Annotated in this window: 10 protein-coding genes and 1 tRNA gene; 5 read left to right on the plus strand and 6 right to left on the minus strand. The window is 68.5% G+C overall.

Annotated elements, in window-relative coordinates:
- Position 1: 1 nt before the first annotated feature.
- Complete coding sequence (locus G6N64_RS24725) at positions 2 to 1,225, minus strand: L,D-transpeptidase (protein ID WP_163800457.1); 1,224 nt, start codon at positions 1,223 to 1,225, stop codon at positions 2 to 4.
- Positions 1,226 to 1,390: 165 nt separating this feature from the next.
- Here G6N64_RS24725 and G6N64_RS24730 point away from each other — a divergent pair.
- Positions 1,391 to 1,466, plus strand: a tRNA-Lys gene (locus tag G6N64_RS24730).
- Between the two features lie 616 nt (positions 1,467 to 2,082).
- Here the strand turns inward: G6N64_RS24730 and G6N64_RS24735 are convergent.
- Positions 2,083 to 2,274: a hypothetical protein gene (locus tag G6N64_RS24735; RefSeq protein WP_163800458.1), complete on the minus strand. Its 192-nt coding sequence runs from the start codon at positions 2,272 to 2,274 to the stop codon at positions 2,083 to 2,085.
- A gap of 33 nt (positions 2,275 to 2,307) precedes the next feature.
- Here G6N64_RS24735 and G6N64_RS24740 point away from each other — a divergent pair, with 33 nt between their 5' ends.
- From G6N64_RS24740 to G6N64_RS24750, 3 genes are all read left to right on the plus strand, one after another.
- Positions 2,308 to 3,435, plus strand: a complete 1,128-nt coding sequence (locus G6N64_RS24740) for a hypothetical protein (RefSeq protein WP_163800459.1) — start codon at positions 2,308 to 2,310, stop codon at positions 3,433 to 3,435.
- 216 nt (positions 3,436 to 3,651) lie between these two features.
- Positions 3,652 to 4,596, plus strand: a complete 945-nt coding sequence (locus G6N64_RS24745; protein ID WP_163800460.1) for a hypothetical protein — start codon at positions 3,652 to 3,654, stop codon at positions 4,594 to 4,596.
- Positions 4,597 to 4,930: 334 nt separating this feature from the next.
- Complete coding sequence (locus G6N64_RS24750) at positions 4,931 to 5,101, plus strand: hypothetical protein (protein WP_163800461.1); 171 nt, start codon at positions 4,931 to 4,933, stop codon at positions 5,099 to 5,101.
- A 21-nt stretch (positions 5,102 to 5,122) separates the two neighbouring features.
- Here the strand turns inward: G6N64_RS24750 and G6N64_RS24755 are convergent, their stop codons facing one another.
- On the minus strand, positions 5,123 to 5,350 hold the full coding sequence (locus G6N64_RS24755; RefSeq protein WP_163800462.1) for a DUF3618 domain-containing protein: 228 nt from the start codon (positions 5,348 to 5,350) through the stop codon (positions 5,123 to 5,125).
- Between the two features lie 127 nt (positions 5,351 to 5,477).
- Here G6N64_RS24755 and bcp point away from each other — a divergent pair, with 127 nt between their 5' ends.
- The gene (gene bcp, locus G6N64_RS24760) at positions 5,478 to 5,951 is read left to right on the plus strand and encodes a thioredoxin-dependent thiol peroxidase (RefSeq protein WP_163800463.1); all 474 of its coding nucleotides are present in this window, start codon (positions 5,478 to 5,480) and stop codon (positions 5,949 to 5,951) included.
- Here the strand turns inward: bcp and G6N64_RS24765 are convergent.
- The 3 genes from G6N64_RS24765 to G6N64_RS24775 form a co-directional block, all read right to left on the minus strand.
- Positions 5,915 to 7,273, minus strand: coding sequence for a dipeptidase (locus tag G6N64_RS24765; RefSeq protein WP_163800464.1), 1,359 nt, complete (start codon positions 7,271 to 7,273; stop codon positions 5,915 to 5,917). The two genes, bcp and G6N64_RS24765, sit on opposite strands and share 37 nt — an antisense overlap.
- A 132-nt stretch (positions 7,274 to 7,405) precedes the next feature.
- Positions 7,406 to 7,801, minus strand: a complete 396-nt coding sequence (gene acpS, locus G6N64_RS24770) for a holo-ACP synthase AcpS (protein ID WP_163800465.1) — start codon at positions 7,799 to 7,801, stop codon at positions 7,406 to 7,408.
- A gap of 43 nt (positions 7,802 to 7,844) precedes the next feature.
- Complete coding sequence (locus G6N64_RS24775; protein ID WP_163800466.1) at positions 7,845 to 17,084, minus strand: type I polyketide synthase; 9,240 nt, start codon at positions 17,082 to 17,084, stop codon at positions 7,845 to 7,847.
- Between the last annotated feature and the right edge of the window lie 123 nt (positions 17,085 to 17,207).

Consider the following 17,207-nt stretch of genomic DNA (forward strand, 5'->3'; position numbering starts at 1 on the left):
CTTAGACGGTGGCGTTGCCGGCCTTCCACTGCTCCCACGGGATGTTCCAGTCCCCGAGGCCGTCCACGCCGGGCAGCACGGATCCAACCGTGTTGACCACCTCGACGATGTCACCGCGCTTCGTGTTCTCGTAGAACCACTTGGCGTTCGAGGTGCTGACGTTGAGGCATCCGTGGCTCACGTTGCTGTACCCCTGGCTACCCACGGACCACGGTGCGCCGTGCACGTAGATGCCGCTGTAGGACATCTGGGTGGCCCAATCCACCTCCGTGCGGTAGCCGTTCGGCGAATTCGACGGAACGCCATAGGTCGACGAATCCATCACCATGTGACTGAGCCGGTCGCCGATGATGTAGGTGCCGTTGTTGGTGGGGGTGCTGTTCTTGCCCATCGAGATCGGCATCGTCTTGACCACCTCGCCGTTGCGGCGAATGGTCAGGGTCTTCGTGGCGTCGTCGGCGATAGCGAGGACCTCGTCACCGATGGTGAACTTCGACGTGACGTTCTCCTGGCCGAACAGGCCGTCGCCCAGATCGACGCCGTAGGTGTTCACGGCGACGTCGACAGTCGTACCGGGCTTCCAGTACTGCGCCGGACGCCACCGCACCTCGCGGTTGCTCAGCCAGTAGAAGGCGCCCTCGACCTTCGGCGTCGTGACGACGCTGATGGCCTTCTCCGCGGCCGCACGGTTGGGGATGTTCTCGTCGAACCGAACGGCGATCGGTTGACCCACGCCCACGACCTCGCCGTCGTTGGGCAGCAGGTAGGGCATCGTCAGGTTCTCGGGCGAGTGGGTCTGGAACGTCATCGACCTGCTCGTCACCCCGCCCAGGCCGAGGGACTGCGCGCTCAGGGTGTACCGGGCGTTGTAGTCGAGCGGATCGGTCGTGGTCCACCGCAGACCGTCCTTGCTCAGGTCGCCCGCCACCGCCGTGCCGCTCGCATCGGTCATGGACACGGCGCCGAGCACGCCGTCCTCGGCGCTGACGGTGACCGGAGAGTCGACCGTGACCCCGACCGCACCATCGGTCACCGAGGACGTCAGCTTCGGGACCAGGAGGTCACCGAAGGGCGTGCCCTTGTCGGTGATCGTCTGCGGCTGCGCGGTTTCGGAGGTCGAACCGGTGCAGGCGCTGAGCCCGAGCACCACGGCCGGTATCAGCAGTAGGGCCGCAACCGCCGTAGGTCCCCTACGCGGACGGGTCACCGAACGGACTCGCCACATGCTTAACCCACCTCTACCTACGGATATGAACGACCGACTCGCCGCGACTACTTGGCAGTAGTCTAAGGGAAACCGCAGACAAGGGCGCGATCGTTACAGTCGGCCCGGAATCGTCGCCCGTTCGGATTTCACCTGTGCCGCGACGCCTGTTATCGTCTTCCACGCGCGCCGTTAGCTCAGTTGGTAGAGCAGCTGACTCTTAATCAGCGGGTCCGGGGTTCGAAACCCTGACGGCGCACCACGTATACGCAGCGGGCCAGGCAATCGCCTGGCCCGTTTTGCGTTGTGATGTGGGCCCGTGTCCGACCCTCCTTGCAGGTCCGAGGGCCGAAGGAAAACGGTGAGATTCCTCGGCGCCATCGAGCTGGGCGAAGTTCGCTGCGAGCAAACCTCATCTGATGTTCTTGGCCATATTTGCCGTCAGAGACAAAAATTTTTGAGCACACTAGCATCACAAGATCAGCTATCTAGCCAAATCCAGGTAACTCGCCGACGTCGACACCACCACGGATCCCGCGCTGCCATAGACGGTCGGCATGATCGACGCGGCGAACCCGTGCGCGGCATCGCTCACGTTGATCATTGTCACTGATAAGACGGGTTATTGTCGGGTCTTCGACTCTGCCTGGGGCCGGCCGCCGACACTGCGACTGCCACGCGACAGGCGCGCCTCCCAAAAACTGAGGAAATCCTGAGTGTGACAGTTGACACACCACTCAGCAAAGTCATACTCTCCGTTTAGCAATTCGCGAATTTACATCTGCACTGTCGACAAGGGGACCGGGATGACTCCGGATGGCAACGGCGCCAACCGGCGGCAGCGCAGAGGGGGTGCGCACCGCGCGCCCAGGAGGCATTCAGCCCTCACGCGCGGCATCGCGGTGGGTGGCGCAGCGGCGTGCATCGGGGTCGGGATGGAACTCGCCGCTCCCGTTGCAGGCGCCATCACGATCACGATTCCGACTCTCGACGCGCAGGGCCACGGGCGCCTCATCCAGATCAACGTCTTCGAGGGGAACGTCTTCGACTTTCAGTTCCGCATCGGACACTCGAACATCAGCGAGAACTCCATAGTCGGGAACGTGTCGACCGGGTACGGCAACGACGGCGAGGATGGCGTGACGTCCGGCAGACGCGCCGCAGAGGCTGCCATCGGCGCCTCGGCGGGCGGCGGGAACGTGGTGCAGCTGAACGTCCTGTCCTACAACATCTTCAATCCGCAGGTGGCCATCGGCGGTAACAACACCAGTAACAACATGACGTTGAACAACGTGGCGGCCGACAACGGCAACAACAGTCGCGCCCGCTCCGCATCCGGCGGCGGAGCCTGGCTTGGCTCCATGATCGGCAACGGCAACGTCGTCCAGCTCGCATTCGGGTCCGGGAACATCTACAACCCGCAGTTCAGCATCGGCGGCGAGAACATCAGCAACAACGTCGCCGTCACCAACCTGTCCGTGGACAACGGCAACGACAGCGACACCGAGACCCATGTGACAGCAGGGGCCCTCGGATACGGCGTGCTCGGCGGGCTGATCGGCAACGGCAACACGTTTCAGGCGGCCGCGCTCTCCTCGAACATCATCAACCCGCAATTCAGCACTGGCAACGGCAACACCAGCAACAACACGGCAACCACGAACGATGCGACTCGGAACGGCAACGGCAGCACGACCTTGGGCACCGTGGCAGGCGGTTCATCCGGCCTCTACGTCGGCATGTCCGGCAACGGCAACACCATGCAGTCCGCCGCCGGTTCGAGCAACATCTACAACGATCAGTGGAACGTCGGTATCAGCACCGGCCGGCGGCCGAGCGGTACCACGCCGCAGCCACAGCCCTACGATCTCGACCCCGGCGTGTACGGAGACGACGACTCGGGCCAGGACGACACGGCAAGCACCGACGTCACCACGCAAGCGGCCTCGACTACCCGACGGGGACGGACCGATGACGCAGATCCCATCCTCGTGGAACGGGATCGACCACAGCAACGTCTCCGCTCGGCCTCGGCCGGTGCGGCTGGTGTCACCAACTCCGCGGGTCCGGCACCGGGCACCAACGCCGGAAGCGCTGGAAACAGCGGGGGCACGACGGTTTCCCGTGGTGCCACGAAGGCTCCGCAGGCAGCCAAGCCGGCCGGGAGGAGCCCGTCGACTGGCTCCGGCCCTTCGAACGACACCGGGGGCTCCCCCGGTTCCGATGACTAGATATCTGAGCCCTGGGGAGGTGCGGATGCAGTGACCAGACCAGCAGTGTCACCCGACGTTGCACAACGCATTACTTCGAAGCAAGACAGATCTTCCCGACAGCGGTGTCAGGCCGACGTCGGACATGAACTACACGGCAATTGAAAGGAACTGAAAATGAGCAAGGAAATCTCCCAAAGAACCCCCGGGTCCTCGTCGCGGATGCGCACGATCGGCGTGTCCACGTTCGCGGGATGCGCCATCGGCCTGGGCGCCCTGTCCGCGGTACTCGCACCGACCGCGTCCGCTGACAGCAGCTGGTGGCTGTTCAGCGGCAACGACGCCAACATCGCCGGCAACAACGGCAACGGCAACAGCAGCCAGTACGGCTTCGCCAACGGAAACATCGGCAACGCGCAGAACAACATTCCGATCCTGAGCCCGAACATCGCCAGCGGTATCGCGACCAACGCTGCGCCGGCCATCGGCGGCGCGGCCGTCGGCGGCGTGGCCACCAGCGCAGCCACGACTCTCGGCGTGCCGATCGGCGGCGCTGCGGTCGACGCGACCGTCGGCCTGAGCCCGGCACTCGGCGGCCTGGCCACCGGTGGTGCCAACGTCGCCGCGCCGATCGCCGGCCTCGGCGTCGGCGGCATCGGCGCCGTCGCGGCAGCGGTCCCGGTCGCGCTCGGCGGCCTGGCCACGCAGGTGGCGACGGGCGCGCAGACGGGTGTCGGCGGCGCCGGCGCTGGTGTCGGAGCTCCTGCCGTCGGCGGTCAGGGGACTGGCGATCAGACCACCGGCGGAGTGGTTGCCGCCACGGGGACGAACGGTGACACCTCCGCCAGCGCGGTGAACGGCGGCGGTACGGGCGGCGACGCAACGCTCGGCGACCAGACCGCCGAAGGCGGCACCGGTGGAGCCGCTCAGGGCGGCACCACGACGGGCGGACGGGCCCGCGGCGGGGCAGCGACCAACACCGGGTCCTCCCGGAGTGGCGCGGCAAGCGGCGGCACTGCGGTCGGCGGCAACGCCCGCACGAACTCCTCGGCCAACGCCGGCGGGAACCAGTCCAACAACAACTCGAGCACCAATTCCTCGAGCAACAACGGCAACAACAGCAGCAACAGCAAGACCAACAGCAGCACCGGTGGCAGCAGCAGCAGCACGAACGACAACTGATCGGTGGTAGCGCGGCGTTCACCCGGGGGGTGGACGCCGCGCCGCTTCAGCCGACTCGGCCCCAGGCGACGTTTGCGAGATTGCGGCGGGCACTGTGGTGAACGTCACCCCGTCGATCCTGCTGAGACTCCAACCATGTGCTGAAACCGCGCATACCCGTCTATTTCGACTGGCAATCCGAAACCGATGGGCTGCCAAGATGGGCATCAGCAGGCCATTCGCATCGTTTAGTGCGCACGAAAGTAAAGATCCCTGCTAGTCTTACGAAATTAGCTAGAGCAAACGGCGGCGGTACGCGCCAACGGGCAACACGGGAAAGGGAGGTATTAGCTAGATGACAACGTTCAGCGCACACACCCCGACCCGGGTTCCGGACACGGAGCACGACGACGCCGTGACCGGCCAAACGCCGATCAACGTGCTCTCCTGCGGCCGGCTCGGACGGACGGCGAACCCGCCGCGCTTCTCGATCCTCGACTGGTTCAGGTTCGGGCGACGTCGCTGATCGCGCGTCTGCCCACGACGGTCAGCGGTTCCGGACGCGCCTGACGAAGAGTACGAACACCACGGCTCCGACGCCCGCGAGCGTGACCGTCACCGCAGGCTTCTTCACGAACCCCACGATTCCGGCCTTGACCTCGTCGGCGATGCGACGCGGGTTGGCGCGCACGGCGAGCTTGTCGACCGTTACCGCCAATTGATCACGCGCCTCGTCGATCTCCCGCTTGATGGTGTCCGGATCTCTATCCGCCACAACAGCCCTCCAACTCGCCTCGCGCCTGTCGCACTACCCTAGTTCAGGCACTACCCCGTCGCTTCGCGCGCCCCGGCCACGTCACGGACTCGTGGGGACCGGCGAAGCCGTTCAGAGAGGGACAACCATGGCTCCCACCGCACGTCTCGAGGTTGGCGACGTCGCCCCCGCGTTCAGCCTGCCCGACGCCGACGGCAACACCGTCAGCCTCGCGGACTTCGCCGGGCGCAAGGTGATCGTCTACTTCTACCCCGCCGCATCCACCCCGGGCTGCACCAAGCAGGCATGCGACTTCCGGGACAGCCTCGCCGAGTTGAACGGCGCCGGCCTCGACGTCCTCGGCATCTCACCCGACAAGCCGCAGAAGCTCGCCGCGTTCCGCGACGCCGAGGAACTGACCTTCCCGCTGCTGTCCGACCCGGAGCGCTCGACGCTCGAGGCGTGGGGAGCATTCGGCGAGAAGACGATGTACGGCAAGACGGTCAAGGGCGTGATCAGGTCGACCTTCGTCGTCGACGAGCAGGGCAAGATCGAGGTGGCTCAGTACAACGTGAAGGCCACCGGTCACGTCGCCAAGCTGCGACGCGACATCTCGGTCTGACCTAGGGACTCCAACAGCAGAGCCTCGGCCGTCGCAGCGCGCTCGAGCACCCCGAGATCCAGGCTCTCGTCAATGCTGTGCGCCTGGGTGTTCGGATCCTCCACCCCTGTGACGAGGATCTTCGCCTCGGGGAATGCGGCAGCGAATTCGGCGATGAACGGTATCGAGCCGCCCACCCCGGCGTCGACGGCGTCGACCCCCCAGGCCTGCCGGAAGGCGGCACGCGCGGCGTCGTACACGGGCCCGCTCGCGTCGATGGCGTAGGGCTGGCCGACGTCGCCGGGCGTCACCGTGACACGGGCGCCCCACGGCGCATGCTGCTCGAGGTGCCGGATCAGCGCGTCGAGGTGCTCGCGGGCGTCACCGCCCGGCGCGATCCGCATGCTCACCTTGGCCTTGGCCCGCGGGGTCAGCGTGTTCGACGCCGACGCAACGGCCGTCGTGTCGATCCCGATGACGGTGATCGCCGGCTTCGCCCACAGCCGCTGTACCACCGAACCGCTGCCGATCTCGGTGACGCCGTCGAGCAGTCCGGCGTCGGCGCGAACCCGCTCGGGCGGAAAGTCGACGTCGGCCGCGACGGCCTCGTGCAGACCCTCGACAGCGACGTTGCCGTCGTCGTCGTGCAGGCTTGCGAGCAGCCGCACCAGCGCACTGAGTGCGTCGGGCACCACCCCGCCCCACATGCCGGAGTGCAGTCCGTGGTCGAGCGTCGAGACCTCGACGACGCAGTCGGCCATCCCGCGCAGCGTCACGGTCAGCGATGGGATCTCAGTGCTCCAATTGTCCGAGTCGGCGATGACGATGACGTCCGCGGCCAGCTCCTCCCGGTGCTTGGCCAGCAGAGCCGACAGCGACGGCGAACCGGATTCCTCCTCGCCCTCCACGAAGACGGTGACGCCGACCGGCGGATTGCCGCCGTGTGCGCGGAACGCCGCGAGATGCGTGGCGATGCCCGCCTTGTCGTCGGCGGTGCCGCGGCCGTACAGCCTGCCGTCGCGTTCGGTGGGTTCGAACGGCGCCGACTGCCACTGCCCCCGGTCCCCCTCGGGCTGCACGTCGTGGTGGGCGTACAGCAGCACCGTGGGCGCGCCGGGCGGAGCCGGATGGTGCGCGATCACAGCGGGGGCACCGCCCTCGCTGACGATGCGGACGTCCTCGAATCCGGCGGCGGACAACAGCTTCGAGACGGCGTCGGCGCTGCGGTGCACCTCGTCGCGGCGGGCCGGGTCGGCCCAGACCGACTCGATGCGCACCAGATCCTCGAGATCGGCTCGCACGGACGGCAGGACTTCGCGGACGCTCTCCACCAACTCGCTCATAGCGGCCAGGCTAGTGGGCCGCTGGTGCGGCACGACGCTCGCCGGCCTCGTGCTGCGCCGAACCAGAACGCACAGTCGTCAAGCCGCACGGTTGACGACAGGGAATGCCATTTCGGCGAAGAAGACCGCTGGCTAGGCACCCGTCTCGAGGATGGCGACGGCCGCGGCGGTGTCGTTCTCGTGGGTCAGCGACAGGTGGATCGTGACGTCCTTGAGGTGCTCGGCGATCGCGCCGGTGAGCCGCACCCTCGGACGTCCCCACATGTCGGTGACGATTTCGATGTCGCGGTGGATCCCCTCGGGCAGCACCGGCCGCTTCGAGAACCGCGAACCCGACCACGCCTTGATGACGGCTTCCTTGGCAGCCCAGCGGGCCGCGAGGTGCCGCGCCGCCGACGAACTCTTGTCGGCGGCGTCGCGGCGCTCCCCCGGCGTGAAGGTCTCCGCGAACACCGTGCCAGGTTGGTCCACCTGCTCGGCGAAGTCGGGAATGGAGACCAGGTCGATACCGACTCCCACGATGCTCATTCCGTGAAAGCTAGCTCGTGCCGTCGGAGCGCCACGCGGGCAGTCACCTCGCGTACCAGCCGTCCTCGCCCAGCCTCGAATCCACGTCGAGCAGCATCGCCGCTTCCTGCCGCTTCTCGCTCTCCGCGGCGTCGTGGTTGAAGCGACGGTCGGCGGGCTTCTCGTACAGCGCGGGACCGCCGGCGATGGCCGAGGCCAGCCTGCGCTGCCCGGTCAGCACGCGGTCGCCGGACCTCCGCACGTAGTCCTCCCGCTGCTGCTCGTCGAGAGCGGCCAGGAATGCCTGCGGATGAACCAGCGCGATGAGACCCGACACGTGGCCGAACCCGAGGCTGGTGATCAGACCCGCCTTGAGCGGGAACTTGTCACCGAGTTCCAGCGTCTCGCGCACCCACACGAAGTGCGATGCATGCGCCATCTCCTCGTCGACACAGTCCAGACTGCGGTTCGGCGGGATGACCCCGTCGCGCAGCATCTGGCACATGCCCATCATCTGGAACGCCGCCGCACCACCCTTGCTGTGACCCGTCAGGCTCTTCTGACTGACGATGAACAGCGGGTTGCCCTCGGACCGACCCATCGCCTTCGCGAGACGCTCGTGCAACTCGGTCTCGTTGGGATCGTTGGCCAGCGTGGACGTGTCGTGCTTGGAGACCAGTGCGATGTCGTCGGGGCCGACGCCGAGCTTCGCCAGCGACTTCGCCAGCTGTGACTCGCGCCCGCCACGACCCGCGCCGAGCGCGCCGAGACCAGGTGCCGGGATCGACGTGTGGACGCCGTCGCCGAACGACGCGACGTATCCGACGACCGCGAGCACCGGCAGACCCATCTCCAGCGCCAGGTCGCCGCGTGCCAGCAGGATGGTGCCGCCACCCTGGCCCTCGACGAAGCCGAGCCTGCGCCGGTCGTTGGCACGGGAGAACTTCGAGTCGCTGATCCCCTTGGCGCGCATGCTCGCCGTGTCGGCGGTGGCCGACATGTCACCGAAGCCGATGATGGCCTCCAGCGTCAGGTCGTCGTAACCGCCGGCGACGACGAACTCGGCCTTGCCGAGCCGGATCTTGTCCGCGCCCTCCTCGACCGACACCGCCGTGGTGGCGCACGCGCCGACGGGGTGGATCATCGCGCCGTAGCTGCCGATGTAGGACTGCACGACGTGGCCCGCCATGACGTTCGGCAGGACCTCCTGCAGGATGTCGTTCGGCTTGTTCTTGCCGAGCAGGTTGCCGTGGTACATCGTCTGCATCGACGTCATGCCGCCCATGCCGGTGCCCTGGGTGCTGGCGACCATGCTGGGGTGCACCCACCGCATCAGCTCTGCGGGCGTGAAGCCGGAGGACAGGAACGCGTCCACCGTGGTCACGAGGTTCCACAGCGCGAGGCGGTCGATCGAGTTGATCATGTCCTGGCTGACGCCGTAGACGGCCGGATCGAAGCCGGTCGGGATCTGCGCCCCGACCGTCCGGGACAGCTCCACCTTCCGCGGCACGCGGATCTCGGTGCCCGCCTTGCGGGTGACCTGCCAGTCGCCGCTGTCGGCCACCGGCGCGATCACGGTGTGCTCCGGATCGAAGCCCACGAAGCCACGTGCGTCGGCCTCGGACGACACCACGAAGGAGAAGTCCTTCTCGAGGAACACCGAAACCAGCAGCGGGGAGGCGTGATCCGCCGAGATTGCACCGTCCTCGACGAACTCGCGGATGCCGACCCGTTCGAGGACGGCATCGTGGTAGCGCTCCACCAGTTCGCCCTCGTCGACCATGTCACCGGTCTGCGTGTCGTACCACCCCGGCTTCGGGTCGTCCTCCCACGTGACCAGACCGGTGGTCCAGGCCAGCTCGAGAACGCCCGCGGCAGAGAGTTCGCCGGACACCTCGACCTCGAAGCGGGTCCGCGACGAGCCGTACGGTCCCAGCTCGGCTCCACCGACGATCACCACGAGGTCGGCGGGGTCGACGTCGAGGTCGTCCCACGCCGGCGGCGGTGCCGCCGTGTAACCGCGGGGCGGCGACGGCAGCGCACGGATGGTGCCGAAGTCGTCGTCGGTCTCGTCCGGCGCCGTGTCGGCGACCATCTCGTCGCGGGCCTTGGCGGCGATCGCACCCATGTCGATGTCGATCTCGCCGAGACCACCGGTGAGGTCGGCCTTGATCGGCGAACGCGCGGCGGCGACCTTCGACTCGATGTCGCACAGGTCGAGCAGCATGGCTGCCATCTGCTCGGTGCTGTAGGTGGTCACACCGGCTTCTTCGACCGCACCGACGATGGCGTCGTTGTGGCCCATCAGACCCGTGCCCTTGGTCCAGCCGATAAGGGCGTGCGCCAGGCTGACTCGCTGCGACCACGACGTCTCGGCCTTCCACCGCGACACGACCGCGTCGAGGGCCGACTTCGCCTCGCCGTACGCGCCGTCTCCGCCGAACATGCCGCGGTTCGGCGAACCGGGCAGGACGACGTGCAGCCGTGAGGCGATGTCGCGCTCGGAGCCGATGTGCGACAACCCACCGATGAGCCGCTGGACGGCCCACAGCAGGACCTTCATCTCCATCTCGGAGCGAGACCCCGCCTCGGAGAGGTCACCTGCCACGCGCGGCGCCGCGAACGGGAACAGCAGCGTGGGCGTCAGGGCGTCCTTCAGGTGGATCGATTGCGGGCCAAGGCTTTCGACCTGCTCGTTGCCGACCCAGTCGACCAGGGCGTCGATGTCGGAGTAGCTCGCCATGTTGGCCGGCACCACCCACAGGGTCGCACCGAACCGGGCGTGCTCGCGGTAGAGCGTCTTGTAGAAGCTCAACCGGTCGTCGTCCAGCCGGGAGGTAGTCGCGATCACGGTCGCGCCGCCACCGAGCAGCTTCGCCGCGACCGATGCCGCGATGGACCCCTTGGAGGCCCCCGTCACGACGGCGATCTCGTGGGCGTAGCGACCGGTGGCGGGGTTCTCCGCTCCTGCTGCCGCGCGGCCGTACAGCGCCGCGTGCACGTTGCGACCCGACGCGAGGGCCTTGCCCTGCCACCAGTTCGCCTGGGTGGCCACGACGTGGCCTGCGCCTTCGAACCGCTCGGCCAGGGTCGACCAGTCGGCATCGATGTCGGCCTCGTCGGCCAGCCACAGCCGCGCGAGATCCTCACGCGCGCTTGCCCATCGATCGTCGAACACCACGGCCTTGCGGCTGTCGAACGTCGGCGCCACCAGGCGCGGCCAGTCCGAGCCGAGCTCGGCGCTGACGAGGTCGATCAGTTCGGTGTCGGACACCGTGTCGGCGGTGTTCACCGGGGCGTCCAGGCCGAGCTGGCCGAGGATCAGTCGGGCCGCGGAGGCCAGTACGCCGTCGCGACCGGTGACCTTCTCGGCGAATTCGCCGAGAGCCGCCGAGTCCACGACTCCGCCTGCCGCACCACCGGCGGACGGCAGCGTCACGGCGACGCCCTTGCGGGCGGCCACCGAGGTGACGGCGGCGTCGATCGCCTTGTCCACGGCTGCGGCGTCGGCCAGGGCGCCGTCGTGCAGCCCACCGAGTCCGCCACCACGCACGCTGGACCCCTCACGGGTTCCGAGTGCCACCTCGACGATGACGTGCTTGGCCCAGCCGGCACCCAGCTCCCACGTCTTGGTGACGCGCTCGGTCACGTAGGCCGGACGCTTGCCCGACGGCCCGAGGATCGTCCGCAGCTGATCGTTGATCGCGTCGCTCAGCACGGGGCCGAACGGCTTGTAGGTGCGGGCGAGCTTGGAGACCTGGCCCTTCAGCGCGGCCAGATCCGCTTCCGCGGCACCGTCGATCGCGCCGAGGTTCAGCTCGGAGCCCAGGTCGACGAGCAACTGGTTGCGGCGGGAGGACGCACCGTCGGTGATCGACTCGATGGAGTCGAGCGCCTCGATCTGATCGAGCCGCATCTTGGCCGACAGGGCGATGAGCGCCACGGTCGCGTCCGCGGCGTCGAATCCGAGGTCGTCGGGACGCGGTCCACCCGACGGCGCCGCGGGTGCGGCGACCGGGGCAGCGGCGGGCGCAGCCTCGGCGGCCGGCGCTGCAGCGGCCGGACCGTCCTCGGCGGGTTCGTCATCGGGCTCCGGGTCGGTGTCCGTAGCGAACAGCACCGCCGCGTCGCGCTCGGAGTTGAGCACCTCCGTGGTGCTGTGCGAGTACTCGGGCAGCTTCAGCGTGTTGGTGGCCAGGCCCGCCACGGTCGGCGCGGACTTCACGCCGATCTCGACGAAGCGCTCGACGCCGAGTCCGCCGGCGGCCTCCTCGATGAACAGGAGGTCCTGCGTCTCGATCCAGCGCACCGGGCTGGCGAACTGCCATGCCAGCAGCTCGATCACGATCTTGCGGCACAGCTCGCGCGGCCGCTCCGTGCGCCAGGTGTCGTAGTCGGCGAGGATCTCGTCGAGCGGCTCGGCGGGCACCAGATCCCGGATCTCCTGGATGAAGTCGCGGTCGAGGGTGAACGGCCGCGGCACCAGGTTGGGGACGTACTTGCCGACGAGCAGCTCGGGATCCGCGTCACGCGGCATGACCCGCTCGAGCGAGCGGCGGAAGTCGGCGACGCCGACCCGCAGCACCTCGGAGTGGAACGGCACGTCGATGCCGGGCACCAGGATGAACGAGCGCTTGCCGCCGGAGATCTCGCGACGCTTCTCGACCTCCTCCTCGAGGACCTCGAGCCCGCGGACGGTGCCGGCGATCGCGTACTGCGAGCCACGCAGGTTGTAGTTGACGATCTGCAGGAATTCGCCTGTGCGCTCGCCGATCTCGGAGACCCAGTCGGTGACGTCGTCGTCCGCCAGGTCGATCTGGGACGGCCGGATGGCGGCCAGTCGGTAGTTCGACCGGCCGTTCTCGTCGCGCGGCACGATGTCGTGCATCTTGCTGCCGCGGTGGAAGACCACCTCGAGCAGTGCCTCCAGCGGGTAGACGCCGGACACGCAGGCCAGGGCGGTGTACTCGCCCACCGAGTGGCCACAGGCGATCGCGCCCTCGACGAAGGCTCCCTGCTCGCGCATCTCGGCGACCTGGGCCGCCGCGACCGTCGCCATGGCGACCTGGGTGAACTGCGTCAGGTACAGCACGCCCTCGGGGTGGTGGTAGTGCACGCCGCTGGCGATCAGGCTGGTCGGGTTGTCGCGGACGACGTGCAGCACCGAGAAGCCGAGCGTCTCGCGGGTGAACTTGTCCGCGGTGTCCCACACCTTGCGTGCGGCCTTGGACCGGGCCCTGACCTCCATGCCCATGCCCTTGGACTGAATCCCCTGGCCGGGGAAGGCATATGCGGTCTTGGGGGCGGCGAGCTGCGCCGTCGCGGCCATGACGAGTTCGCCTGCGACCTTTGCCGTCACCTCGATGATCTCGGCGCCGCGGTCGATGCCGACGCGGTCGACGCGGAACTCGATCTCGTCACCGGGTAGGACCATGCCGAGGAAGCGCGACGTCCAGCCGACCAGGCGGGCCGGCGGGGTCGCCCGCCCGTCGGTGGCGGTGACGACGTGCTGCGCGGCGGCTGAGAGCCACATGCCGTGCACGATCGGCGTCTTCAGCCCGGCGAGCAGTGCCGCGGCCCGGTCGGTGTGGATCGGGTTGTGGTCACCGGACACGACCGCGAAGGCGCTCATGTCGGTGGGCGCGGTGACGGTGACGTCCCGACGCCGGCGACGAGGCGTCTCGGTGGCGTTGTCGGTGATCGCTCCACCGGCGCGGACCGGATCGGCCAGCTCGACCGAGCCACTGCGGCCACGGATGGCGAAGCGCTCGGCCAGCGTGGCCAGCACGGTGCCCGAGGCGTCCGCGACGGTCACGTCGACCGGGACGACGCGACCGACCTCGGTGTCCACCGCAGCGGAAGCCGTTGCGGTGACGGTCAACTCGGCCCGCTCATTCGGCATCGGCGCGAGCAGGTGGGCGGCGTGGTCGAGGTGGACCAGGCTGAGCAGACCCTCGACGACCGGGAATTCGGTCTCGGTGAGCGCGGAACCGATCACGGAGAACACGGCAGGCCAGCAGCGGCCGACCAGGGCATCGGGAACCAGCGTGAGCCCGGGGGCCAACGGCGCACCGAACGTGGCGGTGACGCCGGTGTGGTCGGCGACCTCCTCGGGATCCCAGGAGACGGTGACGGTGGTGCTGTCGTTCTCGACGGGCGGGAGCGCCTCGGGCCCCTCGACGTTGGCGGCGATGGCCAGGACGGCGCGCATCGCTGCCGAGGCGTCCTCGGTCGTGACGACGGGCATGCCGCCGTCGACCGTGGTCGCGGGAAGTGTGAACCGGATGGTGATCCACACCTCGGACAGCGGCAGGCTGAGCGTGACCGCCCCGTCTCCGGCCAGTTCGAGTCGCGCACCCGTGGACGGGTGTGTGGCCGAACGGTTCTCGTTGACCTGCCACTCCCGCGGCTCACCGATCCGGTGCACCGGGTTGATCGCGGTCCGGCCGGCCCAGAGGACGTCGGGCGAGTCGAGGACGACCGCCAGCGGACCGGTCACGTCGCGGCGCGCCTGCCGACGCGATACCACGGGGACGGGTCGGACGCCGGCGGACAGCACCTCGTCGATCGAGGCCTGCTCGAAGCGATCGAGCAGGTCGCCGACCGGCTCGTCGACGCGCGTGATGCCCTCGACGGCCTGGGTGCCCGGGATGATGCAGACCTCGTCGGCGGTGTAGCGGGCGTCGTGCGCCTGCCACAGCGAGTCGCTCCGCCACCAGCGGCGGACGTCCTTGTCGATCACGGGTACGAAGTTGACCGGTTTGCCCAGCGTCTTGCAGAGCGTGAAGAAGAACGGCACGTCGGCGGGGTGCAGCTTGACCGTCTCGGCGTCGGGGTAGCTCTCGAGCAGGACGGCGATGGCTCGCCGCGGGTCCTCGAGGAGCGCCTCGCCCTCGGCGTCCGCACCGAAGAGCGTCGGGATCGGACCCGAGTCGGCGGGGTTGAGACGCGCCTCGGCACGCTTGAGCATCTCCTCGAAACGATCACGCCAGCTGACGTCCAACCACGGCGACCCGGGCTTCGAGGTGTCGGCGGTGCTCTGGCCGTCACCGACGGCCAGGTCGACGTAGCGCTGCAGCCAGCCCAGGAACGTCATGTCGGCGACGTCGCCGAAGTAGGGCTTGGCGGTGCTGGCCATCGCGGTGATGATCTCGTCGCGTCGCTCGGCGACCGCGTCGGCGTCGCCGGCCACGTCGTCGAGCAGACGGCCACAGCGGGACGCGGCGTTGTCGATCTCATGGATGTCGGCGCCGAGCTGGCTGCGGCCGGAGGCCATGCCGCCCTGCGCCTTGCCGGCGCCCACCCATGCGGGGGTGCCGGTGGTGTCGACCAGCAGCTGCTTGACCGCCGGCGAGGTGGTGGCCTCGAGTGCGGCCATGGCGGCGGTGCCGACGAGGATGCCGTCGACCGGCATCAGCGGGAAGCCGTACTGCGTGGCCCAGCGGCCGGAGAGGTACTCGGCGGCCCGCTCGGGCGTACCGATGCCACCGCCGACGCAGATCGTGATGTTGGACGACTTCCGCAGGTCCCCGTAGGTGGACACCAGCAGGTCGTCGAGGTCCTCCCAGGAGTGGTGACCGCCGGCCCGACCGCCCTCGATGTGCACGATGACGTCACGCTCGGGCACCTCGGCGGCGATCTTGATGACCGACTTGATCTGGTCCACGGTGCCGGGCTTGAAGCAGACGTAGGTGATGCCGATGTCGTTGAGTTCCTCGATGAGGGCCGTGGCCTCCTCGAGTTCCGGGATGCCGGCGGTGACCACCAGGCCATCGATCGGAGCGCCGGACTGGCGCGCCTTCTGCACCAGGCGCTTGCCGCCCACCTGCAGCTTCCACAGGTAGGGATCGAGGAACAGCGAGTTGAACTGCACGGCGCGGCCCGGCTCGAGGAGCTGCGTCAGCTCCTCGATGCGCGCGTCGAAGATGGGTTCGGTGACCTGTCCGCCACCGGCAAGTTCGGCCCAGTGTCCGGCGTTGGTCGCCGCCGCGACGATCTTCGCGTCGACGGTGGTCGGCGTCATGCCGGCGAGCAGGATGGGCGAGCGACCCGTGAGGCGGGTGAACTTCGTGGACAGCTTGACCTTGCCGTCCGGCAGTTCGATCGCCGACGGGGCGAAGCTCGACCACTTCGGGGCGATCTCGGGGGCGGCGCCCACGGTGAACAGGCTGCGCTGACCGGCGCGGGTGGCGGCCGGCACGATGCCCATGCCGAGACCGCGGATCACCGGCGCGGTGAGGCGGGTCAGGGTGTCGCTCGGGCCGAGGTCGACGATCCAGGTGGCGCCGGCGTCGTGCAGGCGGTCCGCCTCCGCGACCCAGTCGATCGGCTTGACGAAGATCGCCTCGGTCATGGCGTGCGCGAGGTCGGCATCGATCCCGGTGCGGGCGGCCCACCCGTCGACGACGTCGATGCCGTCGGCGAGGCGCGGCGTGTGGAAGCCCACCTCGACCTGGACACCGTGGAACACGGGGCTGAAGACGGCGCCGCCGCGGAGCTTCGCCTTCCGCTCGGCTTCTTCCCGCTCGGTGATCTTCGAGCAGTAGAGCTCGAAACGGGACAGTTGCTCGGGCGTGCCGGTGATGACGACGGAGCGCCTGCCGTTGCGGATGGACAGCACGGGCGGCAGGACGGTGCGGACGTCGGTCGCGAAGTCCTCGAGGAGTTCGACGATGCGGTCGGGGTCGACGTTGGTGACCGACACCATCGGCGACTTGTCGCCGCGGCCGACCATGCCGCGCCGGCGCGAAATCAGTGATCCGGCGGCGCCGATGAGTTGGAGCAGCGCGAGGAGTTCTGCGTCGCGTGCACCGCCGGCCTTGAGCGACTCGGCGGCCACGATGCCCTGCGAGTGGCCCGCCACCGCGACGGGCGGCGTGCCCTGTAGGTCGAGGCCCTGGCGTTCGACGGCGCGCATGGCGGCCATCTGGGCGAGCAGGATGCCGGGGCCCGAGATGGCGGCGGTGACCAACTGCTTGGTGTTCGGCAGCGGCTCGTCCGCGGCGAGGGCGCGCACCCACTGCATGGGCTGGAAGCCGATCGGTCGGACGACCACCAGCTCACGGGCGACGGGCTCGAGCAGCAGCTCCGCCTCGCCGACGACCTCGCTGAGTTCGGATTCGATCCCGGCCGAACTGATCAGGTCCTCGAGGTTCTCCAGCCAGTCGCCGCCCTGGCCGCCGAACGCCACGGCGTAGGGCTCGCCGGCGTTGAGGAGGTCGACGAGCGCCTGGGCGCCATGCGCCGACCTGTCGGTGGCCGCAGCCTTGCGTCCGGTCGAGATCCTGTGTTCGTTGATCGTCACGTCTTGCCATCTCCTCGTGCGCTGTCGCGCGTATTTCTCGTCTGCGGCGTGTCGTCCCGGCTGCGGACCTCGCTGCTCTGCGAGGGGCGATTCGGCGTCGAATCGAAGCTGAGACCCGGTGCC

This window comes from Mycolicibacterium sediminis, from assembly GCF_010731735.1.
GTDB classification, from domain to species: Bacteria; Actinomycetota; Actinomycetes; order Mycobacteriales; family Mycobacteriaceae; genus Mycobacterium; species Mycobacterium sediminis.

What these genes read in the sequence shown, in the direction of transcription:
- acpS (WP_163800465.1), bottom strand. Translation starts at nt 7,801, where the DNA reads ATGAGCATCGTGGGAGTCGGTATCGACCTGGTCTCCATTCCCGACTTC.
- G6N64_RS24725 (WP_163800457.1), bottom strand. Translation starts at nt 1,225, where the DNA reads ATGTGGCGAGTCCGTTCGGTGACCCGTCCGCGTAGGGGACCTACGGCG.
- G6N64_RS24750 (WP_163800461.1), top strand. Translation starts at nt 4,931, where the DNA reads ATGACAACGTTCAGCGCACACACCCCGACCCGGGTTCCGGACACGGAG.
- bcp (WP_163800463.1), top strand. Translation starts at nt 5,478, where the DNA reads ATGGCTCCCACCGCACGTCTCGAGGTTGGCGACGTCGCCCCCGCGTTC.
- G6N64_RS24765 (WP_163800464.1), bottom strand. Translation starts at nt 7,273, where the DNA reads ATGAGCGAGTTGGTGGAGAGCGTCCGCGAAGTCCTGCCGTCCGTGCGA.